Raw genomic sequence first — 25,238 nt, 5'->3', positions numbered from 1 at the left:
GGGCCATCAGTGCTGGCCCCTCACCTGCTTCACGCAGCGCTCAACCCTCGAACCCCTCAACAATGATTACCTCAGCCTTGGCCACCCCTTGTCGGTGGCTACAGGCGTCTTGATATTCCGCCGAGCGATAGCAGGCCAGTGCCTGCTCATAAGAATCGAACTCGATCACCACACTGCGCTGCGGTGTCGACCTGCCTTCCAACGCTTCACTGCGCCCGCCCCGGGCGAGGAACTTGCCGCCGTACGCCTTGAACGCTGCCGGCGCGCGCTGGGTGTACTGTTGGTACTGCTCGAGGTCGCTGATATCGACGTGGGCGATCCAGTAAGCCTTCATCCGCTGCTCTCCAGTTTTTCAGATTGTTGTGTATGATGGTATACCACAATAATCACCAAACCACAGCGAGCGTGCAGCATGGCTTTCAACAGCATCGAAGAACTTCTCGAGGACTATCGTCAAGGCAAGATGGTCCTGCTGGTGGACGACGAAGACCGTGAAAACGAAGGCGATCTGCTGATCGCGGCTGAACGCTGCGACGCCCAGGCGATCAACTTCATGGCGCGCCAGGCACGCGGGCTGATTTGCCTGACGCTTACCGACGAGCACTGCCAGCGACTGGGCCTTGAGCAGATGGTGCCAAGCAACGGCAGCGTATTCAGCACCGCCTTCACCGTTTCCATCGAAGCCGCCAGCGGCGTCACCACCGGTATCTCCGCCGCTGATCGCGCGCGCACGGTAGCGGCTGCGATGGCGGCCGATGCTCGCCCCGAGGACCTGGTCCAGCCGGGGCATATCTTCCCCCTGCGCGCCCGCGAAGGCGGCGTGCTGACCAGGGCCGGGCATACCGAAGCCGGCTGCGACCTGGCACGCCTGGCCGGGTTCAGCCCGGCCTCGGTCATCGTCGAAGTGCTCAATGACGACGGCACCATGGCCCGCCGCCCCGACCTGGAAATGTTCGCCGCCGAGCATGGCATCAAGATCGGCACCATCGCCGACCTCATCCACTATCGCCTGAGCACCGAGCAGACCATCAAGCGCATCGGTGAGCGCGAACTGCCCACCGTGCACGGCACCTTCCGTCTGGTGACCTATGAAGACCGGATCGAAGGTGGCGTGCACATGGCCATGGTCATGGGCGATATCCGCCGCGAACAACCCACCCTGGTACGTGTGCACGTAATCGACCCGCTGCGCGACCTGGTCGGCGCCGAGTACGCCGGTCCCGCCAACTGGACCTTGTGGGCCGCCCTGCAACGGGTCGCCGAAGAAGGCTCCGGGGTAGTGGTTGTGCTGGCCAATCACGAGTCTTCGCAAGCGTTGCTGGAGCGTGTGCCACACCTGACCCAGCCCGTGCGGCCCTATCAGCGAGGCCAGTCCAAGGTCTATTCGGAGGTCGGCACCGGCGCGCAGATTCTGCAGGACCTGGGCGTGGGCAAACTGCGCCATCTGGGGCCGCCGCTCAAGTACGCGGGTTTGGCTGGGTATGAGCTTGAAGTGGTGCAAAGCATCCCGTTCGAGACCGCTGCGCTTTGAGCAATCGCTGACCGCCGGTGCACGGATGCCTCTTGCGAAAAGTTTGGAATACCATAATATGATATCCCGTAGACCTTGAAATCCTGGCCGGCTCCTACACTCAAACCCGGCCGCACCACATCGTTGAAATCGCTGCTCCCGAACATATTGGCGGGTGACAGAACCCGCCTCGAATAACAAAAGTAACGAGGGCGTAACCATGCTGTTGAGCAAACGTGTAAGCGCAGTGCTGTCCGCCAGCCTGCTGACCCTGGCCTGTCAGGCCACCCAGGCCGCCGACAGCCTCAACTTCGTCAGCTGGGGCGGTACGACCCAGGACGCGCAGAAGCAGGCGTGGGCCGAGCCGTTCTCCAAAGAGAGCAACATCAAGGTGGTGCAGGACGGCCCGACCGACTACGGCAAGCTCAAGGCCATGGTCGAGAGTGGCAACGTGCAGTGGGATGTGGTGGACGTCGAAGCCGACTTTGCCCTGCGCGCCGCAGCAGAAGGCCTGCTCGAGCCGCTGGATTTCAACACCGTCAAACGCGACCGGATCGACCCGCGGTTCGTCTCCGACCACGGCGTCGGCTCGTTCTTCTTCTCGTTTGTGCTCGGTTACAACGAAGGCAAGCTTGGTAGCAACAAGCCGGTCGAGTGGTCGGCGCTGTTCGACACCAAAACCTTCCCCGGCAAGCGCGCCCTGTACAAGTGGCCAAGCCCCGGCGTGCTGGAACTGGCCCTACTGGCCGATGGTGTAGCCGCCGACAAACTGTACCCGCTGGACCTGGACCGCGCCTTCAAGAAACTCGACACCATCAAGAAAGACATCGTCTGGTGGGGCGGCGGCGCCCAGTCGCAGCAACTGCTGGCGTCTGGTGAAGTGTCGCTGGGGCAGTTCTGGAACGGCCGCGTGTATGCCTTGCAACAAGACGGCGCACCAGTCGGTGTGAGCTGGAAGCAAAACCTGGTCATGGCTGATTTTCTGGTCATTCCCAAAGGCGCCAAGAACAAGGACGCGGCGATGAAGTTCCTGGCCAACGCCAGCAGCGCCAAGGGCCAGGCCGAGTTCGCCAACCTCACCGCATACGCCCCGGTCAACCTCGACAGCGTCAGCCAGCTCAAACCTGAACTGGCGCCGAACCTGCCCACCGCCTACGCCCAGGATCAGGTCACGCTGGACTTCGCCTACTGGGCGAAAAACGGCCAGGCTATCGCTGCGCGCTGGAATGAGTGGTTGGTCAAATGAAAGTCGCCATCAACGCCCTGCACAACGCGCAAGGTGCCCCCAGCGGCACCGGCGCCCCCGGCACGGCCACCCGCCGCAGCGGGATGGGTCAGCGCTGGCGCGGCAGCCGTAACCTGCTGCCCGCGCTGGTGTTCCTTGGCCTGTTCTTCTTTGCGCCACTGATCGGCCTGCTCCTGCGCGGCGTGCTCGAGCCGGTGCCGGGGCTGGGCAACTACGAGCAGCTGTTCGCCAACTCGGCCTATGCACGGGTGCTGTTCAACACCTTCTCGGTGGCCGGCCTGGTGACCTTGATCAGCGTCCTGCTGGGCTTTCCGCTGGCCTGGGCGATCACCTTGGTACCGAAGGGCTGGGGCCGTTGGCTGCTGAACATCGTGCTGCTGTCGATGTGGACCAGCCTGCTGGCACGGACTTACTCGTGGCTGGTGCTGCTGCAGGCCTCCGGAGTGATCAACAAGGCGTTGATGGCGATGGGCATCATCGATGCGCCGCTGGAAATGGTGCACAACCTGACCGGCGTAGTGATCGGCATGAGCTACATCATGATCCCGTTCATCGTGCTGCCGTTGCAGGCAACCATGCACGCCATCGACCCGATGGTGCTGCAGGCAGGCTCCATCTGTGGCGCCAGCCCGTGGACCAACTTCTGGAAGGTGTTCCTGCCGCTGTGCCGCTCGGGGTTGTTCTCCGGGGCCTTGATGGTGTTCGTCATGTCGCTCGGTTACTACGTCACCCCGGCCCTGCTCGGTGGTGCGCAGAACATGATGCTGCCCGAGTTCATCGTCCAGCAGGTGCAGTCGTTCCTCAATTGGGGCCTGGCCAGCGCTGCCGCCGCACTGTTGGTGTTGATCACCCTGGTGCTTTTCTACCTGTACCTGAAGCTGCAGCCGGAATCCCCGGTCGGCAATGCGAGGTAAGCCGCGATGCTCCTGACTCCAAATGCCATGGGCCGCCCGCTGCGGTTTGGCCTGTATGCCACCACCGGTGTGATTGCCGCGTTTCTGCTGCTGCCGATCCTGTTCATCGTGCTGCTGTCATTCGGCTCCTCGCAATGGCTGGTATTCCCACCGCCAGGCTGGACCCTGAAGTGGTACGGCCAGTTCTTCTCCAACCCGGAGTGGATGGACGCCGCCCTGGCCAGCCTCAAGGTTGCCGTGCTCACCACCGTGTGCGCAGTAGCACTGGGCTTGCCGACCGCCTTCGCCCTGGTGCGCGGGCGCTTCCCCGGGCGGGAAATGCTCTACGGCCTGTTTACCCTGCCGATGATCGTGCCGCTGGTGATCATCGCCGTGGCGGTCTACGCGCTGTTTCTCAAGCTCGGCTACACCGGGACGCTGTTCGCCTTTGTCGTCAGCCATGTGATCGTCGCCCTGCCCTTCACCATCATCTCGATCATCAACTCGCTGAAGCTGTTCGACCAGTCGATCGAAGACGCTGCGGTGATCTGCGGCGCCTCGCGCCTGCAGGCGATCTTCAAGGTGACCTTCCCGGCGATTCGCCCGGGGATGATCGCCGGCGGCCTGTTCGCGTTTCTGGTGTCGTGGGACGAGGTGGTGCTCAGTGTGATGATGGCCAGCCCCAACCTGCAGACCCTGCCGGTCAAAATGTGGACCACCCTGCGCCAGGACCTGACCCCGGTGATCGCCGTCGCTTCGACGTTGCTGATCGGCCTGTCGCTCCTGGTCATGCTCATCGCCGCCGCCCTGCGCCGGCGCAATCCAGTCAGCGCCTGAGTGCCCGGAGACAATAACAATGAGTGCAGTGATGAAAGACAACGCGCCGAACAAGACCCTTGTCAGCCTGCGTAATCTGAACAAGCATTACGGCGATTTCGCCGCCGTCGACAACATCAACCTGGATATCCAGAACGGCGAATTCCTGACCTTCCTCGGCTCCAGCGGTTCGGGCAAGTCGACCACCTTGTCGATGCTGGCCGGGTTCGAGACCCCGAGCAGCGGCGAGATCCTGGTCGACGAGCAATCGCTGGTCAATGTGCCGCCGCACAAGCGCGACATCGGCATGGTGTTCCAGCGTTACTCACTGTTCCCGCACCTGTCGGTGCGCGACAACATTGCCTTCCCGCTGGCGATCCGCAAGCTCAGCGCCAGCGAGATCAGCAAGCGCGTCGACGCCATGCTCAAGCTGGTGCAGCTCGAGCAGTTCGCCCACCGCCGCCCGGCGCAGCTCTCCGGCGGCCAGCAGCAGCGCGTGGCGATTGCTCGTGCGCTGGTCTACGAGCCCCGCATCCTGCTGATGGACGAGCCGCTCGGCGCACTGGACAAAAAACTGCGCGAAGACCTGCAGGACGAATTGCGCCAGCTGCACCGTCGCCTCGGTATCACCATCGTCTACGTGACCCACGATCAGGAAGAAGCCATGCGCCTGTCGCAGCGCATCGCCATCTTCAGCCACGGCAAGATCGTCGGCCTGGGCAGCGGTTATGACCTCTACCAGAACCCGCCGAATGCCTTTGTGGCGTCGTTCCTGGGCAACTCGAACTTCTTCCGGATCAAGGCCAGCAGCAACGGCTCCGGCAGTTTCGAAGGGCAGCCATTGGCGATTCGCCTGACCCCAGGACTGGTCGCCGGGCAGGACGCGCTGATCATGGTGCGCCCAGAAAAAGCCCTGGCCCTGAGCGCCGAACAGGCAGCGCGGGAGCCCTTGCCGGCAGGCTGGAACGAAGTCAGTGCCAAGGTCAGCGAAGTGTTGTTCCTCGGTGAAAGCCAGACCTGCCATGTGGTCAGCGCAGGCGGCACCGAGATGACGGTCAAGGCCTTGTCGGCAGCCGGTATGCCGATGCAGCCGGGCGACACGGTCAAGGTGCGCTGGGCGGTGGCCGATGCCTGCATCTACACCGAGTGGGCCGAGAGCGACCTGAGCAAGGCCGCCGGCGCGCACTGATCGACCAATGAACGGTGCTGCTGTGCGGCCCCGTTCATCAGTTGGCTAAACGCCGGAACACCAGACCCGAGAGCACACACAACAGCGCCGACAACAGCATCACTGCAGCGATATCTTCGACAGACGTCTCGACCCTGCTATCAGCCGCGGCCAGAATCCCCAGCATCACCCCAGCCATACTTACCGACATGGCCATGGTCAACTGCACCGACATCGCCGACAGCGAGCTGGCCGCCGCCGAGCGTTCGCCTGGCACATCCTGATAGCTCGCTGCACCCAGGGTGGAAAACTGCAACGAGCGCACCAGGCCTGCGGCAAACAGCACCACCGCCATCAACCACACTGCCGTGTCGCGGTCGAACGCTGCGCACAAGGCGATGCCCACGCCGCTGAGCAGCGCGTTGCAGCTGAGTACCCGGCGGTAGCCGTAACGGCGTACCAGCGGCACTGCCAGCAACTTCATCAACAACGCGCCGACGCCGCCGCTGACCATCAACCACCCCGCCGCCAGTGGGCTCATGCCCAGGCTGTTCTGCAGCAACAGCACCAGCAGAAACGGCTGCGCCGCCGAGCCCAGCCGGAACAGCCCCCCGCCCGCCTGGGCAACACCGAAGCTGCGCAGGCGCAACAAGCTCAAGTCGACCAGCGGGCTGGCATGGCGGCGGGCATGCAGCCAATAGCCGAGGGCAAACAGCCCGCCGGCGGCGATCAGCGCGAGGGCCCATGGCCGCGGCAACTGGCCAAGGCCTAGCGACTCCAGGCCAGCCACCAGCAGCGCCAACGCGCCGCCGCTGAGCAGCAGGCCGCGATAGTCCAGTGGCGGTACGCTGCGCGCCGGGAAGTCCGGCACATGTTTGAGAATCAACCAGCAGCCAAGCAGGCAGATCGGCAGGTTCACCAGAAAGATCCAGTGCCACGACAGCACCGTCACCAACAAACCACCCAACAGCGGCCCCAGCAACGGCCCGACCAAGGCCGGCAACGCCAGCCACGACATCGACTGCAGCAGCTGATCGCGGCTCGACCAGCGCAGGATGATCACCTGCCCCACCGGCGTCATCAGCGCTGCGGCCGCACCTTGCAGCATTCGCCCCAGGCACAGTTGCCAGAGCGTGTCAGCCAGCGCACAGGTAAGCGAGGCGCCGGTAAACAAGCCCATCGCCAGCAGCATTACCTGACGCGGACGAAAACGCTCGGCCGCCCAGCCGCTGATCGGCACGCACAGCGCCAGGGCCAGCATGTACAGCGAGACCACCAGGTTCATGCGCAGGCCCGGCTCGCCAAAATCCGCGGCCATGCTCGGCAGCGCGGTCATCACCGCCGTGCTGTCGAGCAGTTCCATGAACAGCGCAGCGCCGATGATCACCGGCACCTTGGGGCTTTGCAGATGGCCGACCAGCGCCGCCGGCTGAGCCGTCAAAACAGCCCCGAGACGGGTGGCCGGGTGCCCTTGAGCTGCCAGGCGCCGACTACCGCCGCCTTCCAGTGGCGCGGGTTGTGGTTGGCCACCGTGCGCGCATTGCGCCAGTGCCGGTCGAGGTTGTGCTGACGGCCAGTGGTCGAGGCACCGCCGACATCGAACAGGGTTTCGCCGGCTTTCAGCGCCAATTCGGCTGCCAGGTACTGCGCTTGGGCGACTTCCAGTGCAGCCTGCTCGACGGCGCTTTCATCCAACTGCGCGGCCCAGGCGCGATCGATACTGGCGGCGGCCTTGAGCACCAGTGCCTCGGCACCGAAAGCCCTGGCGGCAATATCGCCCACCGACAATTGCACGTAAGGGTCATCGACCGACTGGCTGGCGCTGCTGTGCTTGATGGGCCGTGCATGCTCACGGGCAAACTGGCTGGCGTCGTTCAGGGCATTGCGGGCGATACCAGCCAGCACGGTGCCGAGAAACAGCTGCAGGAACGGCGTGACGATGGTGCGTTTGCCCTCCTCCACGGTGCGCGTGCGGATGTCACTGGCCTCGACCCGCACGTTGTGCAGGTGGGTGGTGCCGCTGGCGGTCAGGCGCTGGCCCATGGCATCGAAGTCGTCGACCAGCTCCAGCCCTTCGCGGTCACGCGGCAGGATGAACGACACCGGCTGCTCGTCCTCGTCCAGCGCCACCGCGCTGACGTAGTCGGCAAACAGCGCCCCGGTGCTATAGAACTTGCTGCCGTTGGCGCGGAAGTGATCGCCCTCGCGCACCAAACGCGCGGCAATGGCGCCATTGGCACCGCCCAGCTCCCAGCCGGCATTGCCGATCACCGCACCTTGCAGGTACACGGCAAACCAGCGCACGCGCTCCTGTTCGGCACCCTCGGCGCTGGCCGCGAGCAGGCCTTCGACAAAGGCGAAGCCCGGGCGCAGCGCCTGGGCGACGTTGGAGTCGGCGGCGGCCACCTGCAGCAGCAACTCGATCACATCACTGACGCTGCCACCAGGGCCGCCGTACTGCTGCGGGATACGCACGGTGTACAGGCCGGCCGCGGCCAGCTCGGCAATGGCCGCATAGGGCAGCCGGCGCTCGCGCTCACGCTCGGCAGCGCCGGCGGCAATCGCCGGCAGCAAGGCGCTGACACGGGCCTTGAGCGCGGCGACGGTATTGGCTGGGGCTTGGGCAGGCAAACGTTGAAAGGTAGTCATGGGGCAGTCCTTAGATGGCAATTTTCCACAGTCTTGCTTCGTCGAACAGGTCGAAGGCCTCATGCTCGAGGTCGAGCGGCGGTACGACCAATTCAGTGCCCGCGCCGGGCAGGCGCGGTACTGAGCCAAGCAGACGCTGGGTGTATTTATGGGCCGGCTGCCGGAACAGCTGCTCGACCGGTGCATGCTCGACGACCTGGCCGTGCCGCATCACCAGCACGTCGTCGCTGACATGGCGGATCACCCCCAGGTCGTGAGAGATAAACAGGTAGGCCAGGCCCAGTTCGTCCTGCAGATCAGCGAGCAGATCCAGCACCTGCGCCTGCACCGAAACGTCCAGCGCCGACACCGGCTCGTCGCAGATGATCAGCTTCGGCTCGCTTGCGATGGCGCGGGCGATCGCCACGCGCTGACGCTGGCCGCCCGACAGCTGCAACGGCCGGCGCTGGGCCAGGTCCGCGGCAAGGCGCACCTGATTGAGCAGCACGGCAATCCGCGCCGGCCGTGCTGGCGCCTCGACGCCGGCGACCTGCAAGGCATCATCCAAAATCTGCGCAACCGTCCAGCGCGGGTCGAACGAACCGAGCGGGTCTTGATAGATCACGCTGATTTCGCGGCGCAGCGGCCGCCGGCTGGCCTCGGCGATGGCATCGTCGGGCAGGTTCCAGGTTTTGCCGCGATAGAGCACCTGGCCCTGGTCTGGCGTCAGCAGACCCAGCGCCAGGCGCGCCACGGTGGTTTTGCCCGAGCCGGACTCACCAACGATGCCTAGCGTGCGGCCGGCGTGCAGGGTGAAGCTGACGCCCTGCACCACTTGCCTCGCCCGCCGGTCCGGGCCGGTGTAGCGCTTGCCCAGGTCACGGCCTTCGAGCAGGACCTCGCCCAGGCCACGCTTGACCAGCCTGGGCGTGCTGGCCACGCGTTGCGGCGACAGCCGGGTGCCCCGCGGATGCTCGGCTGGCACCGCCGCCAGCAACGCCTTGGTGTAGGCATGTCGAGGCTCGCGCAGCACCTGCTGCATCGGCCCCTGCTCGACCACTTCGCCATGGCGCAGCACCAGCACCTCGTCAGCCAACTGGGCGACCACGGCCAGGTCGTGGCTGATGATCAGCAGCGACGCACCGCGCGCCTTGATCTGCTGAAACACCTGCAGAATCTGCGCCTGCACCGTGGCATCCAGCGCAGTGGTTGGCTCGTCGGCGATCACCAGCGCCGGCTGCATGGCCAGCGCGCTGGCGATCAGGGCACGCTGACGCAAGCCTCCCGATAGCTGGCCGGGGCGCTGGCGGGCGCGTAGTGCAGGGTCCGGCACGCCGACCAGCTCAAGCAGCTCATGCACCCGCGCCGCACGCTGCTGGCGGTCGCCGTAGCCATGGGTTTGCAACACTTCAAGGATCTCTTTGCCGACCGGTCGCAACGGGTCGAGCGAGACCAGCGCATCCTGCAAGACAAAGCCGATGTCTTTGCCGCGCACCTGCCGCCACTGACGCTCGCTGAGATCAAGCAGGTCGTGGTCGGCAAAGCGCAATTGGCGCGCCGACACCTCGGCGCCCGTGCCGGTCAGGCCGACCAGGCTCCGGGCGCTGACGCTCTTGCCCGAGCCGGACTCGCCGACCAAGGCCACGCAACGCCCGGGCGCCAGGGTAAAGCTCAGGTCGCGGACCACACTCTGGCCGGCGAACGACACCGTCAGGCCGTCGACGATCAAGGTCTTGTCACTCATGCTTGGCGGCCCTCCAGGCGTTGTTGAATGAAGCGCCCCGTGACCGTCGTGGCCAGGGTGGTAAGAACGATGAACAGCCCAGGGAAGAACGTCAGCCACCAGGCGCTGGCGATGAAGTCGCGGCCCATCGACAGCATGGTCCCCCACTCCGGTGCCGGCGGCCGGGCGCCTAGGCCTAGAAAACTCAGCGCCGAGGCCCAGACAATGGCCTGGCCGACGCCCATGGTCATGGTCACCACCAGTGGGCGCATAGCGTTGGGCAGCAGTTGGCGCAGCACAATCCGCGAGGTGGGATGGCCGAGCGCGCGCGCCGCTTCGATGTAGCCGGCGTTGCGCACCGCCAGCACCTGGCCACGCACCATGCGCGCGTAACCGGGCGCACCCCCCAGGCCGGTGGCAACGATCAGCGTGCCGACGCCGCTGCCGAACACCGCCACGAACAGCAACGCCAGGATCAAGCTGGGGAAAGCAAACAGCACCTCCAGCAGCCAGCCGACAGCGCGGTCGACCCGCGCACCACCGAGGCCGCCAAGCAAGCCCAGGCTGATTGCGATGGTCATCGACAACGCCGTGGCGGCGACGCCGATCAACAGGCTCTGGCGGGCGCCGTGAATGGTCCGCGCAAAGATGTCGCGTCCGGATTGATCAGTGCCCAGCCAGTGCGCCCAGCTCGGCGCCTGGAACGCATCGCGCGGCACGATTGCCAGTGGGTCGACGTGGGTAAATAGCTCGGGAAACAGCGCAGCCAGCAGTAACGCGGCCAGAAACAGCAGGGCCAGGCTTGCGCCGACTGGCGGCAGGGTGATCCGGCGCCGACGGCGCAGCGGCGCCTGCACACGGTCAAGTATCAGGTCGCTCATGGCGTGGCCTCCTGTTGGCGGGGGTCGATCCACTGGTAGAGCAGGTCCACCAGAATGTTGGCCAGCACATAGCCCGCAGCAACTACCAGGCTGATGCCGATCACCAGCGGCATGTCCTGGGCCTGCACCGCCTGATACAACTGGCGGCCGATGCCCTTGCGGGAAAAGATCACTTCGCACACCACCGCGCCGCTGATCAGCGCGCCAATGGCCCATCCCGACAGCGATACGCCAGGCAACAAGGCATGGCGCAAGGCATGCCGGAAGCGCACGGCCAGGTCACTCAAGCCACGGCTGCGGGCAGTGAGAATGAACGGTTGTTCCAGGGTCAGCTCCAGCGACTCGCGGGTCACCTGGGCGATGAAGCCCGCCAGCGGAATGGCCAGAGAGAATGCCGGCAATACCAAACTGGCTAGGCTGTCGCTGCCCGCCGGCGGGAACCAGCGCAGGCCAAAGGCAAATACCGCCAGCAGCACCACACCAAGCCAGAAGTGCGGCAAGGCGGCGCTGAGTGTTTCCGCCAGCGAGGCCAGCCCGCCGATCAGACGACCGCGCCCGGCGGTGATCACCGTTAGCAACAACACCAGCACCCAGGCCAGCAGCAACGCGGCGATGGTCAGCTCAAGCGTCGCACCGCCCTGCTCGGCCAGCACCCGCGTCACCGGCAGGTGCTGCGAGTAGGACACGCCAAGGTCGCCTTGCAGCAGGCGGCCCAGGTACAGCAGGTATTGCACGGCCAGTGGTTTATCCAGGCCGAACTCGATGCGCGTGGCTTCGATGGTTTCCGGACTGGGGTTGCCGCTGGGACCACCGAGAATCGCCAGCACCGGGTCGCCCGGCATCAGACGCAAGGCAAAAAACGTAAGCGTCGCCACGGCCCACAGCACCAGCAACCCGCCACCGAGGCGGATTACTGCGCGGCGGCCGAGTGCGGCCAGGCGCTCGCGGCGCGGGTCGGCTATTGCCAGTTCAGTTGCACTGCTCATTTGATCACCCAGGCGTCATACAGGTAAGTGACCGCCAACGACGGCTCCAGGCGCACCCCTCGGGCGGTCTTGTAAATGCCCAGGCGGGTGCTTTGCGGATAGGTGGTGAGCTGCAGGTATTGCCCGGCGGCTTGCGCCTGGGCCTGCTGATACAGCGCGCGGCGCTGCTCCGGCTGCTGCGTGGCGAGGGCCTGATCAAGCAGGCTGTCGAAGCCGGGATCGGCGTAGCCTGAGGAATTCTGGTGGTAGCCACCGACCCCGGCCGGCTGTACGAAGGCCGAGCTGAAGATGATCCGCAGCACGTCCGGGGTGTTGGTATTCCAGTAACCAATGCGGATGTCGTAGTCCCAGGCGGCCTGCCGGGCCGTGACCTGCACATCGCTCATCTGCTCCAGCACCAGCTCTATCCCGGCCTGGCGGGTGGTGGCCTGGACCTGCTCCCACAAGGTCAGCTCCGACGGTGGTGTGCGTGCTCCGATCAACACCGTTGCGCGCAGGCGCTTGCCGTCTTTGCTGCGGTAGCCCTCGGCATCGCGGCTGGTCCAGCCAGCGTCATCGAGCAGCTTGCCGGCGCGGGCCGGCTGGTAGTCCTGGCTGTGCTCGAAATCGGCACTGTAGAACGGCGTGGCCATGCTCAGCGGGCCGCCGGCGCGGGGAAATTCACCGAAATAAACGCTCTTCAGCGCGCCCTCGATATCGGCGCTGCGCACAAAGGCTTCGCGCACGCGGATGTCATCGAACGGTGCGCGACGCAGGTTGAAAGTGCCGTTGGTGGGGTTGCCCGGGCGTTGCGCGACGATCAGCTCGACATCCGGGTTGCGCCGTGCGGCCTCGTGGGATTCGGGCGGCAGGGTTTCGATCACATCGACTTCGCCGGCCTGCAGCGAGGCAAAGCGTACCGACGGCTCCTGGATGAACTTCCACACGATCCGTTCCAGGTAAGCCGGGCCCTGGTGCTGGGCGGTTGGCGGCGCCCAGTTGTAGTCCGGGTTGCGCACCAGCTCGACCTGGTTCTGCCGGTCCCAGCGCGCCACCTTGAACGGCCCGCTGCCGACCGGGCTTTCGCAGTTGACGTCACGGCTGCGCTTGAGCGCAGTAGGCGACTGAATACCGAGAAAGCCCTGCGCCAGCACTTCAAGAAACGCTGCATAGGGCGTTGCCAGGTGGACCACAGCGGTGTACTCGTCGATCACATCGGTGCCACGATACTGGCGGATATAGCCACCGGCGGTACTCGACTGGGTCTTGGGGTTGGCCATGTGATCAAGGTTGGCCTTGACCGCCTCGGCATTGAACGGCGTGCCATCGGTAAAGCGCACATCGCGGCGTAGCTGGAAGGTGTAGCTGAGGCCATCGGCGGCGACCTGCCAGTGCGTGGCCAGCCATGGGCCGACGCGCCCCTGGCTGTCCATCGACACCAGTGAGTCGAGGTATTGCTGAGCAACGAATACCTGCGGCATGTCCCCGGCGACGTGCGGGTCAAGGCAGGTTGGTTCGCGGTCGGTGGCGTACACCAGTGTGCCGCCGTGGACCGGCTGATCGCCATGGGCGCTGACCTGCTCGGTGCGTTCGCAGCCGACCAGCATCAATGCAACACTGATCAAGGTCAGGGGGAGGATGGAGTTATTCAAGGATGCTCCTGCACGGGACCAAGGGTGATGCCAGGGCTATTGCAGGACTTGTGCCGGGTTGCAACTGCCTGATTTTGCTGGGTTAGGCCTTATTAGCAGTGAATGGCGACGGGCAAACTGTTGCATTACTGTTGGCCGGCGGACAGTAACGGTGGTTGCCCCGCTGAGAATGCAAATAATTCCCAGCAAGTACCGCACTTTCTTCAGCAAGAAAGGTCTACTCCCTCTTTTGCCGATAATGTTCGACAATCGGCCGTTCAATTGCACCGCACGACGCAGGGCCAAAAGCCAGATGCTTGTGTAGGATGAGCAGCGCCGAGTCTCGCGCTGCCAGATAGGGAGATACACATGCGCGTCCTGTCATCCGTTGCCTGTCTTACTGTGCTGACGCTAGGCCTCGGCGTGTCTTGTGGCGCCCAGGCATTCACCAGCGAGGAAGGGCAACTGATCGCGTCGATCAATGCCTACCGCAGCCAGCCGCAGAGCTGCGCCGGCGAGGGTTCGCTGGAGCTGCCGCCGCTGAGCAGCGATACCCGCCTGGCGCTGTCGCCGGAAGGTACTCGCGACCTGCAGCAGGCGATGTCCCGCGCGGCTTACCCGATGGTCAATGTGCAGGCGATCAGCTTGTCCGGGCCCCGCGATGCGCCGGCGGCGATGAAGGCCATCGCCGAAAGCTTCTGCCAGGTGGTGCTCGACCCGCAGTTCGTCGATATAGGCGTCAGCCAGGAAGGCCGCGACTGGCGCATCGTGCTGGCTCGGCCGCTGCTCAGTGGTCGCCTCGGTGACTGGCAGGCCGAGGGCCAGAAGCTGCTGCAGGAGATCAATGCAGCGCGCCAGGTGCCCCGCCAATGTGGTGGCCAGCCGTTCGCCGCCGCCGCGCCGCTCAGCTGGAACGCGACCTTGGCCGGCGTTGCTGCAGACCATACCCGGGCGATGGCCAATCAGAACTTCTTCGATCATATCGACCGTGATGGCCGCACCCCGGGTGACCGCGCCGAACTGGCCGGCTACTCCTACCGGCTGGTCGGCGAAAACATCGCGGCCGGGCTGGACACTCCGCGCAAGGTCATCGATGGCTGGCTGGCCAGCCCAGGCCATTGCGCGACCCTGATGAACCCCGATTTCAGCGAACTGGGCGCGGCCTACGCCGTGGACCCCAAAAGCGATGCCGGGATCTACTGGACCGGACTATTTGGTGCGCCGCTGTGATCGCTTGAGTTGAATCGGCTCGCGCTACAGTCATTGAAGCGGCGCCTTCAACCGCGCCGGCTACGCAGCACGAATATGCCCAGCGCCAGCAGTGGCAGCGCGGCGCCAACCAGCGCTACGCCATGCCAGCCGAGCTGCTCATACAGTGGACTGGCCAGCGCCGAACCCGCTGCGCCGCCGACGAAGATGCTGGTCATGTACAGCGCATTCAATCGGCCGCGGCTGGCCGGGTCCAGTGCATACACCTCACGCTGGCCGATCACCATGTTCATCTGCACGGCAAAGTCCAGCAGTACCCCGCTCATGGCCAGGCCGATCACGCTGAACCCCGGTGCGCTCAGGCCCAGCAATAGCGCCAGCGGCGCCAGCACCAATGCCAGCAGCGAGCCGCGGCGGGCATGCCCGGCATCAGCCAGCCGCCCGGCCAATGGTGCAGCGACTGCGCCGACTGCGCCTACCAGAGCGAACACTGCGATCTGGCTCTGCGACAGGCCATGCTCCCCGCTCAATGCCATCGGCACCGCCGTCCAGTACAGGCTGAACGCGGCGAACATCAATGCCTGATACAGCGAGCGCTGACGCAGCACCGGGTAGCGGCGCAACAGCCCTGCCAACGAGGCCATCAGTTGCGCATAGCTGGCTTTGTGCTCGGGCACCCGCCGCGGCAAGGTCAGCGCCAGCAACAGGATGATCGCCAACATGATCCCGGCGGCGCCGATAAACACTGTGCGCCAGCCGAAGTGGTCAGCAACCACGCTCGCCAGTGGCCGTGCCAGCAGTATCCCCAGCAACAGGCCACCCATGATATTGCCGACCACGCGCCCGCGCTGTTGCTCAGGGGCAAGGTGCGCTGCCAGAGGAATGAGCATCTGCACCGACACCGAGCTGAAGCCGATCAACAAGGCATAGCCAAGAAACAAGCCACCCTGGCCATTGCTGCTGGTGCCCGCCAGGACCAGGCTGATGCAAGCCAGCACTGCGGTAGCAACCATCAGCCGGCGGTTTTCCACCAGGTCTGCCAGAGGCACCAGTAACAGCAGACCGAGCGCGTAGCCGAGCTGCGTAAGCGACACGATCAGGCTGGCGTGCTCGGCTGACAGGCCAAGATCTGGCGCAATCAGGCCGACAATCGGCTGGGCGTAGTAGATATTGGCGACGATCGCGCCACAGCAAAATGCCAACAGGGTTACCAGGGCCCGACTCAGGCCTGCGGTGGAGGGCTGGCTGGCAGCGATGGATGGGCTCATGTGCAGGTGCCTCGGTGGATGATCAGGGGAGATGCTGTGCACGTTACCCAGCGGTGCAGGGCAAGAGAATCCAGCGGCTGCGCAAGGGGTCTTTGCGCGTAGCGCAACGCCCTGCCCTTACTCGCCCAGCAGTGCCTCGCAAAAGCCGACAAACGCCTGTACCCGGCGTGAGCCGCGGTGGTTGGGCAGGTACAGGGCATTGATCGCGTTGCTGGCGGAGCCGGGGCTGATCTGCCAATCAGGCAACAGCCGCAGCAAACGCCCGGCGGCGACATCTTCGCGCACCAGCCAGTCGGCCAGCAAGGCGATGCCGGCGCCACTCAGTGCAGCTTCGCGCAGCACGTCGGCGTTACTGCTGCGCAGCGGCCCGCTGATATCCAGCTCCAGCGCCTGCTCGTCACGTGACAGGCGCCACGGGCGTGCGGACTGCCCATAGCGAAAACGCAGGCAGGCGTGTTCCTTGAGGCCTCGTGGGTGCTCCAGCGGCGCGGGCCCGGCGAGGTACGCGGGGCTTGCCACCAGCCAGCGCTGAAAGCTTCCGAGCGGACGGCAGACCAGCTCGTCATTGGCCGCGGCCTCGCCCAGGCGAATGCTCACATCGTAGCGACCCTCGAGCAGGTCATCGAAGCGATCACTCAGGTCGATGTCCAGCTCAAGCCCCGGATGCGCGGCGAGAAAGCGCCCCAGATGCGGCGCTATCACCCGCCGGCCGAACTCGACGGGCAGGCACAAACGCAGCACCCCGACGGGCTCCTCGCCACGGTCGCCGACATTGGCATCGGCCTCGGCCAATGCCTCGAGCACCTCGCGGCAGCGCTGGTAATAACTCGCGCCCGCCTCGGTCAGGCTGACTTGCCGGGTGGAGCGGTTGAGCAAGGCGGCGCCCAGTTCAGCCTCCAGGGCGTCGACCAGGCGCGTCACCGAAGAGGTGGCGACCCCAAGGCTACGCGCTGCAGCCGAGAAGCCGCGCGCGTCGACGGTTGCCATGAAGGCCTTGATTGCCAGCAGCTTGTCCATCGCAGTTGTTGTCCGCCAAATCGGCCAACCTTGCTCCAAACGGAGCCTAGGTGCAATCCCGGCCAGCCTTACCTGACCAGTCCGTCAGCTTAACCGCAGGGGTCAGACGCAAAAAACCACCTCGACAACGCCAGATCGAGCTTTTTCGCGAAATTTTCACATTATTGATTTGGCCGTTTGTAACCTGAAATTGGCGACTTGATCTAAGCTTTTCGAGGCATCTTGGCAAGCTCAGGCCTGCGACAATAGGCCTCAAGCGTAAATGTACCAACTTGTTAATTAGCTTGCTAAGGGCTTAAACTCGGCGCATTCCACTTGCGAGATCCTTGGCATGAACGACTCACCGCGCGCCTCTGGCGCCTCGAAAATCATTCTGGTTGGCCTGGGCGTGATCATCGCCCTGCTCGGCCTGCTGCTGGCTGCCGGCGGCATCAAGCTGGCCGGCCTGGGCGGCTCCTGGTACTTCCTGATCGGCGGCCTGGCCATGGCCATCGCCGGTATCCTCATCGCCCGTCGCAAGGTCGCCGGCGCCTGGCTGTATGCCGCGTTCCTGCTCGGCACCGCGCTGTGGGCAGTGCTCGACACCGGCCTGGTGTTCTGGCCGCTGTTCTCGCGCCTGTTCATGTTTGCCGTGATCGGCACCGTAGTCGCGCTGGTGTACCCGCTGCTGGCCCGCGCCAACGGCACCGCCACTGGCCGCGGCGCCTACGCCGTCGCTGGCGTCATGGCGGTAGCAGTCATGGTCGCGGCCGGCAACATGTTCGTCGCCCACCCAAGCGTCGCCCCAACTGGCAAAGGCCCCGGGCTGACCGCCGTCGAACTTGCGCAAGCGCAGAAAGACTGGGCTCACTACGGCAATACCGAAGGTGGCAGCCGCTTCGCCGCCCTCGACCAGATCAACCGTGGCAACGTCGACAAGCTGCAGGTCGCCTGGACCTACCACACCGGTGATGTCGCCCTCAGCGACGGCAACGGTGCCGAAGACCAGCTGACCCCATTGCAAGTCGGCAACAAAGTGTTCATCTGCACCCCGCACAACAACCTGATCGCACTCGACGCCGACACCGGCAAAGAGCTGTGGAAAAACACCATCAACGCCCAGTCGAAAGTCTGGCAGCGTTGCCGCGGCATGGCCTACTTCGACGCTAGCGCGCCGCTGGCCCAGCCCTCCCAGCCGAACAGCTCGCCGGTCGTTGCAGCCACGGTTGCCCCTGGCGCCAACTGCCAGCGCCGCCTGCTGACCAACACCATCGACGGCCGCTTGATTGCAGTCGACGCGGATACAGGCGAGTTCTGCCAAGGCTTTGGCAACAACGGCCAGGTCAACCTGATGGCGGGCCTGGGCGATGTCCCGGATTCGTTCTATCAGCTGTCCTCGGCACCGCTGATGGCCGGTACCACCGTGGTGGTTGGCGGGCGTGTTGCCGACAACGTCCAGACCGACATGCCAGGTGGCGTGATCCGTGGTTTTGACGTGATCACCGGGCAAATGCGCTGGGCCTTTGACCCAGGCAACCCTGAAGATCGTAACGCCCCGACTGACGGCAGCACCTACGTGCGCAGCACGCCGAACAGCTGGGCGCCGATGTCCTACGACCCGGCAATGAACACCGTGTTCCTGCCGATGGGTTCGTCGTCCACCGACATCTATGGTGTAGAGCGCAGCAAGCTCGACCACACCTACGGCGCATCGGTACTGGCGCTGGACGCCACCACCGGTAACGAGAAGTGGGTCTACCAGACCGTCCACAACGACCTGTGGGACTTCGACCTGCCGATGCAGCCGAGCCTGATCGACTTCACCAAGGACGACGGCCAGACCGTCCCTGCGGTGGTGATCGGCACCAAGGCCGGGCAGATCTACGTGCTCGACCGTGCCACTGGCAAACCGCTGACCCAGGTCGACGAAGTGCCGGTCAAGCCAAGCAACATCCCCAACGAACCGTACTCGCCGACCCAACCGAAGTCAGTCGGCATGCCGCAGATCGGCGCGCAGACCCTGACCGAATCGGACATGTGGGGCGCAACCCCGTATGACCAACTGCTGTGCCGCATCGACTTCAAGAAGATGCGCTACGACGGCCTCTATACCGCGCCAGGCACCGACCTGTCGCTGAGCTTCCCGGGCTCGCTGGGCGGCATGAACTGGGGCAGCATCTCCACCGATCCGGTGCATGGCTTCATCTTCGTCAACGACATGCGCCTGGGGCTGTGGATCCAGATGATCCCGTCGCAGAACCAGGGCAAAGCCGCCGGTGGTGGCGAAGCGCTGAACACCGGCATGGGCGCGGTACCGCTGAAAGGCACGCCGTACGCGGTGAACAAGAACCGCTTCCTGTCGATTGCCGGCATCCCTTGCCAGGCGCCACCATTCGGCACCCTGACCGCGATCGACATGAAGACCCGCCAGGTCGCCTGGCAAGTGCCGGTCGGCACCGTTGAAGACACCGGCCCGCTCGGCATCCGCATGCACCTGCCGATCAAGGTTGGCCTGCCGACGCTGGGTGGCACCCTGTCAACCCAAGGCGGCCTGGTGTTCATCGCCGGCACCCAGGACTTCTACCTGCGCGCTTTCAACAGCGGCAACGGTGAAGAGGTCTGGAAAGCCCGCCTGCCCGTCGGCAGCCAGGGTGGCCCGATGACCTACGTCTCGCCCAAGACCGGCAAGCAATACGTGGTCGTCACCGCTGGCGGTGCCCGCCAGTCGACCGACCGTGGCGATTATGTAATGGCCTACGCCTTGCCATAACGCGCGTCACTCCCGTGCGGCATGAGGCCGCTCCTGCACACCCTTTGCAGGAGCGGCCTCATGCTTTCAGCGGCGCTATTTATCACCCCCTCGCGATTCCCAGGAAAGCTGCGCAATGTCCTCCGTGTTCCGTTTTACTCCTACCCGCATCACCGCCAGCCTGCTGCTGGTACTGGCCAGCAACGGCGCCATGGCCGAAGCCGATCTGCTCCAGCGCAGCACCCTCAGTGGTGACTGGGGCGGTTTGCGCCATCAACTTGAAGACGATGGCGTCAAGTTCAGCGCCGACTACAGCGGCGAGACCGCCTACAACGCCGATGGCGGCCTGCACCGCTCGGCGCGCTATTCACAGAACATCAAGCTGGGCGTGCAGTTCGACTTGTCCCGCTTGTATGGGGTGGATAACGCCGGCAAGGTCCAACTGAGCATCAACGACCGCCGCGGCCACAGCGCCTCGGAGGAACTGGTAGGCAACCGCCTGCCGATCCAGGAAAACTTCGGCGGCCTGTACACACGCCTGACCGAGCTCAGCTACGAACGCAGCTTCACTCCGGCGCTGAACATCAAGCTCGGCTACATGGCCATGGGCAACGACCTCGGCGGCCTCGACAGCGGCATCCTGTGCAACTTCATGAACGCCGGCTTCTGCGGCCATCCGCTGAACATGTCCGGCGGCAGTGGCTGGACCAACTACCCCAATGCACGGCTCGGTGCGCGGGTCAAATATGACCTTTCGCCAGCCTGGCAAGTACGCGTGGCGGCGTTCAACGTTGACCCCGAAAGCAATGGCAATTCCAGCCGTGCCTGGAAGCTGGGCCCCAAGCACACCACAGGCACGGTTGTGCCGGTTGAGCTGGTATACAAACTGCAGGGCGAACTGCCGGGAGAGTACAAGCTGGGTTATTACTACGACAGCTCCAACGTCAAACGCATTGGCAGTGATGACGAGGTGGCTGGCCGAGGTGGGCACTACCTGTTGATTGATCAGGCGGTATGGAATGACCCCGCCCTGGCGGGCCGTAGCCTGCATGCGTTTGGTCAATACTCGGCGTCGAGCAAGGCGGCATCGCCGTTTACCAAGTGGTATGGCACGGGCGTGGTGCTGTACCAGCCATTTGCAGGCCGCCCGCGGGACACCTTGTCGTTGGGCTATGGCCGAGCAGTGCCGAATCCACGTAGTCGGGATGTGCTGGAGCATGCAGCTGCTGGCAGTGATCGGGAGTTCCCGAATATCGACAGTGCTGAGCAGTTGATCGAGCTGAGCTATGGATATCAGGCCACGCCCTGGCTGAATCTGCGGCCGGACGTGCAGTACATAATCGAGCCTGGAGCGTTTTCCGGGGCCGATATCGATAATGCGCTGGTGGTGGGATTGCAGGTCAAGGCCAGCTTCTGAAGCGCTCGTGGGGGCACGGCTTTGTGGCCCTTTGCGGTTGCTCGGGGTCGCTTTTGGGAGTGTCAGATTTTTTTGTGCTTGCAGCCCATGGGGCCAGGGCTGCGGCAACAATCACCATCCCTGTGAATCCAATAATCGTCGGCCATAAAGACAGACCCGTATTCGTCAACTTAAATTTTCACTTATACCATCAGGGTTCATCCCGAGCTTAACGCATATTATTTCCTCACTCGCACTCAGAGCTACTCAGATGACACATCGCGTACAAAGTAAAGTAGCATTACCCCAAAAAAACCAACATGTAGGCACGCCGTTGATATGCGCAGGCGCATGCGCAAGCTACGGGGAATACAATTTAGATCCTCAGCGGAAATCCGCCCTCCCCAGATCAGGAGGCGTTTATACGTTAACAACGCAGAAAACTCTGCAATAAAAAACCATTTACCTTTCAAAGTTGAATTATCTTGCCTGGCTACAGATGCCAATCGCCTATTGTTCGATACGATTCGCTCCATATCCTCCAAATCGCCCCCCAAAATCATTAAGAGCCGGAGTGCAAGTCCCACACACATTAAAATCATGGGTGTCAGGTAGAGCAGCAGTTTCACCTCGGTCGGCCAAGCACTAACTAGAGCTATCATCAATTTGTAAGCTCATGGAAGAATTCACCAAACTCCTCGCCTACTCCAGCACCAAACATCCCTCCTACTACTCCGCCAGCCGCCACTAATATCAACCCGCACACTGGTGCGAAGCCAATGGTGAAACCGCATACTGCCGCAGCGCCTCCCTTACCCATGGTCGCACCAGCCGCGGCACCGGCAATTCCACCCGAGAAGTTACCAGCCTCTGTAAACCGAACCCGCTTGCATTCTTGGGTCTCGCCCGCCCGACATACCTCTTCCACCTTCAAATAAGACGAAGTGCCTCCCAAGGCTGTGCCGATGTGTCCGCCATACTTGACGTACTTAGCCGCCTTCGCCACCTCATCCAGATGCGTCGCATACCCCGGAATCTGCCCCGGCCCACCGGCTTTTGACCAATGGTGAACCAGGCTTTTGGTAGATATCTTCAGATCACGGCGAAGACGCTCGTACGGGCCGAGATTCAGACGCTTGTTCAAAAACGCCGCTTTCAACTGTCCATCCAGTTGCCTGAGCAACTTCTGTCGACTAGCAAAAAACTCCGGGCTGTTCAGGTGGCCGAACTTGGCGAACTGCTGCTTGTGCAACTGATCGACCTCCAGCAAGGTCGCCCGGACCTGCCTCAGGCCTTGCTCCAGCACGTCCTTACCGACACCCATGGACTGACTCGCGCCTGTCAGCAGCCCTGCAATTTCAGCCTGATGCTCCATCATGAATTCGGCTTCGTCGTAGTCGAGCAGCGCCAGCGAGTCGCGGGCCTGCTGTGCGGCGGCCATCAGTTGAGCTTCTTCGCGGGTGCAGGCATCGCCGTTGTCGGGGTCACCTATGACGAAAATCTCGCCGGCCTTGAAGCCGTCCTGGAACGTCGGGTTGAGCATCTGCAGGCGCGAGATCGGCAAGGTGCCGTCCTGCTCAGCCAAGTGCAGCAGCACCTGAGGGAAGGACATGTTGCGCTGGACAATATGAAAGCCTGGCTCATTGATATACGGCCGGCTATCAACGAAATGCACAGGCTGACCAAAGCTCTGCGCGCCTGGGCCGACCACGCGCGAAGATCTTGTCTCCCGCCAGGGCGGGACAAAGTCAGGTGGCGCTACAACTCGGTTCGTACCGGGCGGGCAAGCGCACAGCACCAGCGAACCATCGACCGCTACTTCGCTGCCATCGGAGATAAAGCACGGCGCGCCTTCGGCGACGGTGCCGGGTTCGGCGCACAACGGGCACGCTGTGGTCTTGTCGCCGACACGCAGCACCATGCGGCCATCACAGATGTAGCCATCACCCGTGGCGATGCACACCGCCCCCGTTGTCGTATCATCGCCATCGACAGCTTGACCTTTACCGTCAATTATCACGCGCATCTGCAAACGCCCTGTGCTTGTTGAGCCAGGGAAACTAGCAGCTTCTGACCGGTATTTTTCCCCGCCAAAAGCGAACAGGATGCGTCCTACAGCGGCGAGAGAAACGCCTTACGTTTGAACGCACTATCTAACGGTTTACAGAGCTGACACATGGCCTCGGGCCGTCAAACAGTGAGCCACCGGTACAGCAGAAGCGCACAGCACGGCCAACCACCAGAGGGGTATGCCAAGGCTAGCTGGCGCCACTCGAAGCGGCGCAGTCATCAGCCCCGCAAATAATCTACCAACCGCAACAACATCGCATCACATCCCAACAACTGCGCCACACTGACAAACTCATCCGGCCGATGCCCCTGCTCCATGCTCCCCGGCCCACATACCACCGTCGCTATCCCCGCCTGATCAAACAACCCTCCCTCAGTCCCAAACGCCACCGTGCCAAACTCACTCGACCCACTGAGCAACGCCACCAACCGCGCAGCCTCGCTATCAGCCGCCGTAGCCAACCCAGGATACGCACTCAAAGGCCACAGCCGAATATCACTCGCGGCACTCACCGCCCGCATCCGCGGCAACAACTCGGCCTCGGCGTAGGCCTGCAACTGATCCGCCACAGTCTCTGCAGCAAACCCCGGCAACGCCCGCACTTCAAAGTCGAACTCACATTCCTCAGGCACGATATTCAATGCCCGGCCACCCTTGATCACCCCCGTCTGCACCGTCGAAAACGGCGGATCGAAACGTGCATCCTGATCCTCGGCCAACACCTGCCCAATCTCGCCCAACTTGCCGATCATCCGCGCCGCATACTCGATGGCATTCACCCCGTAAGGTGCATAGGCCGAATGACAGGCCGCGCCATGCACCTGGCAACGCATCGCCAGCTTGCCCTTGTGGCCAAGCACCGGTTTCAGCTCGGTCGGCTCACCAATCAGACACAAACGCGGTTTGTGCGGCCGCTCGGCCAAGGCCTCGAGCATCGAGCGCACGCCGAGGCAGCCGACTTCCTCGTCATAGGAAAACGCCAGATGCACGGGCGTGTGCAGCGGCTGCGCGAGAAACGCCGGCACCGCCGCCAGCACTGAGGCGATAAACCCCTTCATGTCCGCCGCGCCGCGACCATACAAGCGGCCATCGCGTTCGGTCATGACAAACGGGTCGACGGTCCACGCCTGGCCATCGACCGGCACCACGTCGGTATGCCCCGACAGCACTACGCCGCCGCGATCCGTCGGACCGATGCTGGCAAAAAGATTGGCCTTGGTGCCCTCGGCGTTCAAAAACAGCTCACTCGCTACCCCCAGCTCAGCCAGGTAATCCCGAATGAACCCGATCAGTTGCAGGTTCGAATCACGGCTGACCGTGGCAAAGCCGATTAGCCGCCCCAACAGCTGCTGGCTGCTCAGCTCACTCATCGCCCGCCACTCCGTAACTCGGTGCACGGGTCGGATCGAGTGCGCGGGTCACGTAGTCGTTCATCTGCGGCCGGTAGGCTTGCCAGAGACCATCGAGCTGGCCAATCGGGTCGTGCTCGGCCCAGTCCACACGCAGATCAACCAGCGGCCAGGTCAGCTCACCGGCAATCTTCAACGCCGCCGAATGGATCGGCCCGGCCTCGCCACCTGCCGCGACAGCCGCGTGCATGGCGGCCAGCAAGCGATCCGCCAGGTGCCCACCGGCCTGCTCGAAGGCGTCGACCATGGCCTGGATCACCTGCTGCGAAGCGAGCAGATTGCCCGCCGCCGCGCACTGCTCACCGGCCACGGCATTGTGTACGCCCAAGGCCTGCTTGCCAGAGAACAGCGCGACCCGGCCATGACTGTCGATCACTGTGACCTGGCGGTAATCGCTCCAGCCATTGGCCGTCAACACCTGGTCCAGTGCGGCGGGTGGTAGCTGGCCTCGCTCCAGCGCATCAAGGACCTGCGGGCCAAGGGCAGGCAGGGTGATGTTCTGGCTGGCAACTGCACCGACCCCAGCGCGCACCCATGGGCAGCGGGCGCCTACCGCGATGCTGGAAGAACTGATGGCGATACCAAGCTGGCCGGTTTCGGCGCAGCGGCCAATGATGGAAAAGGTCATGGTTCAGCTCCTGTATCAGGCGAAGATCAGGCGGAAGAAAACTGCCCGCCA

Annotated in this window: 20 protein-coding genes; 8 read left to right on the top strand and 12 right to left on the bottom strand. The window is 63.8% G+C overall.

Annotated elements, in window-relative coordinates; genetic code table 11:
* Positions 1-40 precede the first annotated feature (40 nt).
* Positions 41-334, bottom strand: coding sequence for a DUF1330 domain-containing protein (locus HU736_RS03025; protein ID WP_181107251.1), 294 nt, complete (start codon positions 332-334; stop codon positions 41-43).
* A gap of 78 nt (positions 335-412) precedes the next feature.
* Between HU736_RS03025 and ribBA the strand changes: the two genes are divergently transcribed.
* The 5 genes from ribBA to HU736_RS03000 all read left to right on the top strand — a co-directional run bounded on the left by ribBA (position 413) and on the right by HU736_RS03000 (position 5,654).
* On the top strand, positions 413-1,531 hold the full coding sequence (gene ribBA / locus HU736_RS03020) for a bifunctional 3,4-dihydroxy-2-butanone-4-phosphate synthase/GTP cyclohydrolase II (RefSeq protein ID WP_186698486.1): 1,119 nt from the start codon (positions 413-415) through the stop codon (positions 1,529-1,531).
* Positions 1,532-1,730: 199 nt separating this feature from the next.
* Positions 1,731-2,756: an ABC transporter substrate-binding protein gene (locus HU736_RS03015; RefSeq protein WP_186698488.1), complete on the top strand. Its 1,026-nt coding sequence runs from the start codon at positions 1,731-1,733 to the stop codon at positions 2,754-2,756.
* Entirely contained in the window at positions 2,753-3,670 is a 918-nt protein-coding gene (locus HU736_RS03010; protein WP_101318771.1) for an ABC transporter permease, read from the top strand. Before HU736_RS03015 ends, HU736_RS03010 begins: the two co-directional genes overlap by 4 nt.
* Positions 3,671-3,676: 6 nt before the next feature.
* Complete coding sequence (locus tag HU736_RS03005) at positions 3,677-4,486, top strand: ABC transporter permease (RefSeq protein ID WP_103437076.1); 810 nt, start codon at positions 3,677-3,679, stop codon at positions 4,484-4,486.
* Positions 4,487-4,505: 19 nt separating this feature from the next.
* Positions 4,506-5,654, top strand: a complete 1,149-nt coding sequence (locus HU736_RS03000) for an ABC transporter ATP-binding protein (protein ID WP_103437075.1) — start codon at positions 4,506-4,508, stop codon at positions 5,652-5,654.
* 37 nt (positions 5,655-5,691) lie between these two features.
* On the opposite strand, the gene HU736_RS02995 is transcribed toward HU736_RS03000, so the two are convergent.
* Genes HU736_RS02995 through HU736_RS02970 form a run of 6 tightly spaced genes read right to left on the bottom strand, consistent with a single transcriptional unit; the run spans position 5,692 to position 13,437 of the window.
* Positions 5,692-7,074, bottom strand: coding sequence for an MFS transporter (locus tag HU736_RS02995; protein WP_186698490.1), 1,383 nt, complete (start codon positions 7,072-7,074; stop codon positions 5,692-5,694).
* A complete protein-coding gene (locus tag HU736_RS02990) occupies positions 7,071-8,282 on the bottom strand; it encodes an acyl-CoA dehydrogenase family protein (RefSeq protein WP_186698492.1) in 1,212 nt (403 codons plus the stop codon). Before HU736_RS02990 ends, HU736_RS02995 begins: the two co-directional genes overlap by 4 nt.
* A gap of 10 nt (positions 8,283-8,292) precedes the next feature.
* Positions 8,293-10,005, bottom strand: a complete 1,713-nt coding sequence (locus tag HU736_RS02985) for a dipeptide ABC transporter ATP-binding protein (RefSeq protein ID WP_186698494.1) — start codon at positions 10,003-10,005, stop codon at positions 8,293-8,295.
* On the bottom strand, positions 10,002-10,865 hold the full coding sequence (locus HU736_RS02980) for an ABC transporter permease (protein WP_186698496.1): 864 nt from the start codon (positions 10,863-10,865) through the stop codon (positions 10,002-10,004). Before HU736_RS02980 ends, HU736_RS02985 begins: the two co-directional genes overlap by 4 nt.
* Positions 10,862-11,851, bottom strand: coding sequence for an ABC transporter permease (locus HU736_RS02975; protein WP_186698498.1), 990 nt, complete (start codon positions 11,849-11,851; stop codon positions 10,862-10,864). Before HU736_RS02975 ends, HU736_RS02980 begins: the two co-directional genes overlap by 4 nt.
* Positions 11,848-13,437, bottom strand: coding sequence for an ABC transporter substrate-binding protein (locus HU736_RS02970; RefSeq protein ID WP_186698544.1), 1,590 nt, complete (start codon positions 13,435-13,437; stop codon positions 11,848-11,850). Before HU736_RS02970 ends, HU736_RS02975 begins: the two co-directional genes overlap by 4 nt.
* Positions 13,438-13,830: 393 nt before the next feature.
* Here HU736_RS02970 and HU736_RS02965 point away from each other — a divergent pair, with 393 nt between their 5' ends.
* Positions 13,831-14,691: a CAP domain-containing protein gene (locus HU736_RS02965; protein WP_103437069.1), complete on the top strand. Its 861-nt coding sequence runs from the start codon at positions 13,831-13,833 to the stop codon at positions 14,689-14,691.
* A gap of 47 nt (positions 14,692-14,738) precedes the next feature.
* Here the strand turns inward: HU736_RS02965 and HU736_RS02960 are convergent, their stop codons facing one another.
* Entirely contained in the window at positions 14,739-15,938 is a 1,200-nt protein-coding gene (locus tag HU736_RS02960; protein WP_186698501.1) for an MFS transporter, read from the bottom strand.
* Between the two features lie 117 nt (positions 15,939-16,055).
* A complete protein-coding gene (locus tag HU736_RS02955) occupies positions 16,056-16,955 on the bottom strand; it encodes a LysR family transcriptional regulator (protein ID WP_103437067.1) in 900 nt (299 codons plus the stop codon).
* 331 nt (positions 16,956-17,286) lie between these two features.
* On the opposite strand from HU736_RS02955, the gene HU736_RS02950 reads away from it, so the two are divergent.
* Entirely contained in the window at positions 17,287-19,704 is a 2,418-nt protein-coding gene (locus tag HU736_RS02950) for a glucose/quinate/shikimate family membrane-bound PQQ-dependent dehydrogenase (protein ID WP_186698503.1), read from the top strand.
* Between the two features lie 115 nt (positions 19,705-19,819).
* Positions 19,820-21,100: a carbohydrate porin gene (locus tag HU736_RS02945; RefSeq protein WP_186698505.1), complete on the top strand. Its 1,281-nt coding sequence runs from the start codon at positions 19,820-19,822 to the stop codon at positions 21,098-21,100.
* A gap of 640 nt (positions 21,101-21,740) precedes the next feature.
* Here HU736_RS02945 and HU736_RS02940 read toward each other — a convergent pair.
* The 3 genes from HU736_RS02940 to HU736_RS02930 all read right to left on the bottom strand — a co-directional run bounded on the left by HU736_RS02940 (position 21,741) and on the right by HU736_RS02930 (position 25,187).
* Entirely contained in the window at positions 21,741-23,105 is a 1,365-nt protein-coding gene (locus tag HU736_RS02940; protein ID WP_217862383.1) for a PAAR domain-containing protein, read from the bottom strand.
* Positions 23,106-23,368: 263 nt separating this feature from the next.
* Complete coding sequence (gene argE / locus HU736_RS02935; RefSeq protein ID WP_186699918.1) at positions 23,369-24,520, bottom strand: acetylornithine deacetylase; 1,152 nt, start codon at positions 24,518-24,520, stop codon at positions 23,369-23,371.
* Complete coding sequence (locus HU736_RS02930) at positions 24,513-25,187, bottom strand: DUF1028 domain-containing protein (protein WP_103437063.1); 675 nt, start codon at positions 25,185-25,187, stop codon at positions 24,513-24,515. The genes argE and HU736_RS02930 overlap by 8 nt, the downstream gene beginning before the upstream one ends.
* Between the last annotated feature and the right edge of the window lie 51 nt (positions 25,188-25,238).

It is taken from the genome of Pseudomonas shirazensis (assembly GCF_014268785.2).
GTDB classification, from domain to species: Bacteria; Pseudomonadota; Gammaproteobacteria; order Pseudomonadales; family Pseudomonadaceae; genus Aquipseudomonas; species Aquipseudomonas shirazensis.
The sequence above is the reverse complement of the archived record's forward strand: the minus strand, read 5'-3'. Positions and strand labels throughout refer to the sequence as shown.

Coding starts and splice junctions, on each gene's coding strand:
- HU736_RS03025 (WP_181107251.1), bottom strand. CDS start 334: ATGAAGGCTTACTGGATCGCCCACGTCGATATCAGCGACCTCGAGCAG.
- ribBA (WP_186698486.1), top strand. CDS start 413: ATGGCTTTCAACAGCATCGAAGAACTTCTCGAGGACTATCGTCAAGGC.
- HU736_RS03015 (WP_186698488.1), top strand. CDS start 1,731: ATGCTGTTGAGCAAACGTGTAAGCGCAGTGCTGTCCGCCAGCCTGCTG.
- HU736_RS03010 (WP_101318771.1), top strand. CDS start 2,753: ATGAAAGTCGCCATCAACGCCCTGCACAACGCGCAAGGTGCCCCCAGC.
- HU736_RS03005 (WP_103437076.1), top strand. CDS start 3,677: ATGCTCCTGACTCCAAATGCCATGGGCCGCCCGCTGCGGTTTGGCCTG.
- HU736_RS03000 (WP_103437075.1), top strand. CDS start 4,506: ATGAGTGCAGTGATGAAAGACAACGCGCCGAACAAGACCCTTGTCAGC.
- HU736_RS02990 (WP_186698492.1), bottom strand. CDS start 8,282: ATGACTACCTTTCAACGTTTGCCTGCCCAAGCCCCAGCCAATACCGTC.
- HU736_RS02985 (WP_186698494.1), bottom strand. CDS start 10,005: ATGAGTGACAAGACCTTGATCGTCGACGGCCTGACGGTGTCGTTCGCC.
- HU736_RS02980 (WP_186698496.1), bottom strand. CDS start 10,865: ATGAGCGACCTGATACTTGACCGTGTGCAGGCGCCGCTGCGCCGTCGG.
- HU736_RS02975 (WP_186698498.1), bottom strand. CDS start 11,851: ATGAGCAGTGCAACTGAACTGGCAATAGCCGACCCGCGCCGCGAGCGC.
- HU736_RS02970 (WP_186698544.1), bottom strand. CDS start 13,437: ATGCTGGTCGGCTGCGAACGCACCGAGCAGGTCAGCGCCCATGGCGAT.
- HU736_RS02965 (WP_103437069.1), top strand. CDS start 13,831: ATGCGCGTCCTGTCATCCGTTGCCTGTCTTACTGTGCTGACGCTAGGC.
- HU736_RS02960 (WP_186698501.1), bottom strand. CDS start 15,938: ATGAGCCCATCCATCGCTGCCAGCCAGCCCTCCACCGCAGGCCTGAGT.
- HU736_RS02955 (WP_103437067.1), bottom strand. CDS start 16,955: ATGGACAAGCTGCTGGCAATCAAGGCCTTCATGGCAACCGTCGACGCG.
- HU736_RS02950 (WP_186698503.1), top strand. CDS start 17,287: ATGAACGACTCACCGCGCGCCTCTGGCGCCTCGAAAATCATTCTGGTT.
- HU736_RS02945 (WP_186698505.1), top strand. CDS start 19,820: ATGTCCTCCGTGTTCCGTTTTACTCCTACCCGCATCACCGCCAGCCTG.
- HU736_RS02940 (WP_217862383.1), bottom strand. CDS start 23,105: ATGCGCGTGATAATTGACGGTAAAGGTCAAGCTGTCGATGGCGATGAT.
- argE (WP_186699918.1), bottom strand. CDS start 24,520: ATGAGTGAGCTGAGCAGCCAGCAGCTGTTGGGGCGGCTAATCGGCTTT.
- HU736_RS02930 (WP_103437063.1), bottom strand. CDS start 25,187: ATGACCTTTTCCATCATTGGCCGCTGCGCCGAAACCGGCCAGCTTGGT.